Here is a 1513-nt window from a genome sequence, read left to right as displayed (position 1 = left end):
ATCAACTGAATTACATGCCAGCCCCAATGCTCCTAATGGTAGATTTGCGTTAACAAAAACGCATAATATGTGGACATATATCCTAACGGATACAGAAACTGGAGCGCTATGGCATTGTCAGTTTGCAATAAATGATAACCAGTCAAAATTTTGTACCTCACTTTCATTTAGTAAAGAAAAAAGTGTATAGGCTTAGCAGATTCTATCTGGCTATTTGTTGTTAGATCTCCATCACCAGTTTATGAATCAATTCAGTCGAAGAAGCCACATTTCCTAAATCCTTCTTTTTTATTTCTCGGAAAAACAATATTGGCTCATTTTATAGCCGTTTAAAGAGGAGATATCATGGGATTTACCCCGAGCCTAAGTGCAACAACAGATTTAGGAAATATAGGATTAAAGACGAATCAAATTCTCATGGGTCACATTAGTTATCTCTATTATAATCTGTAATAAGATAATTGATGGAAATCCCCGGATTACGACTCCGTCTAATCCGGACTACGCTTGCTGAGCATACTGTCGGACGAAGATTCTGTATCCAAATGAACTATCTGAATTAGATTAGGTTTTGGATATATTAGGTTTTATGGGCCAACCGTAATTTTTTATCAAAACAGAAACCACTACAATTTTCTTTACTTATCCCTATATCTATTTTGCATACAGATGTTCGAATCTAGACATTGGGTATGCCTCCCTCACCCAAATTTCATCATAATCTCACAAATAAGTTGAAACGGAAATCTTGGTCCATAATCAATAGATGTAGAAGAAAAGGAATTTCCATGAGTGATTTATTCGAGACTTTTGAGAAATTTAAAAACAAACAAGAGATTGTATCTATATGTGAATATCCATTATACACTGATAATCCAAGAATTATGGGAGCTATTGAATCTGAGCCTATCTCATTACTAAATCCTGTCATTCATAATCATAAAGGTGTATTTCTTCCAAGAATATTACTAAGGTTTTTTAACTACATAAATAGTGAAGAAGTAATAGATTACACCACACAACCAACAATAGACTCAAAAATTAAAAGTTATGAATCTGCTCCTAATGAATTATCTTATTTAATTAATTTACGTTTAGGTATTAGAACAAAAATAGGTTCTTGTACAAGGGAATTTAAATTACCATTTACCAATAACTCTAATTATGGTTTTATACCCAATTTCAATTATTACCCCAATTTTGAAAAAGAAGTTCTCGTTAGCGAATATCCAGTTATTCCGAGTTTATTTAATCCAGTAAATTTAAGCATTGAAGCTTATTTTAAAAAACTAATCTCTTTGAGTGAAAAAAATCTCTGTAATGTCGTACGCGTAGCAAAGCTATACTCTAGTGCCATTTTTCTTGCTGAAAGATCGCCTAAAATCTCTTGGATTTTACTCGTTTCTGCTATTGAAGTTGCGGCTGAGGCAAAACGTGATGGAAGTAATAATCTTGCTCTTATAAAACAAGAATTTCCAAAATTATATGACTTAATTGATTTAGCAAATAATTC

The 1513-nt window shown here is 32.5% G+C and carries 2 protein-coding genes; both read left to right on the top strand.

The window, feature by feature from the left end; all coding sequences use genetic code 11:
- Positions 1–190 (top strand): hypothetical protein (locus LDG_RS20350; protein WP_040535854.1); only part of this gene is annotated, 190 nt, incomplete at its 5' end.
- A 598-nt stretch (positions 191–788) separates the two neighbouring features.
- Positions 789–1513, top strand: a 725-nt coding sequence (locus tag LDG_RS13085; RefSeq protein ID WP_040535851.1) for a hypothetical protein, incomplete at its 3' end; no start/stop codon positions are given.

Source organism: Legionella drancourtii LLAP12, from assembly GCF_000162755.2.
GTDB classification, from domain to species: domain Bacteria; phylum Pseudomonadota; class Gammaproteobacteria; order Legionellales; family Legionellaceae; genus Legionella; species Legionella drancourtii.
The sequence above is the reverse complement of the archived record's forward strand: the minus strand, read 5'-3'. Positions and strand labels throughout refer to the sequence as shown.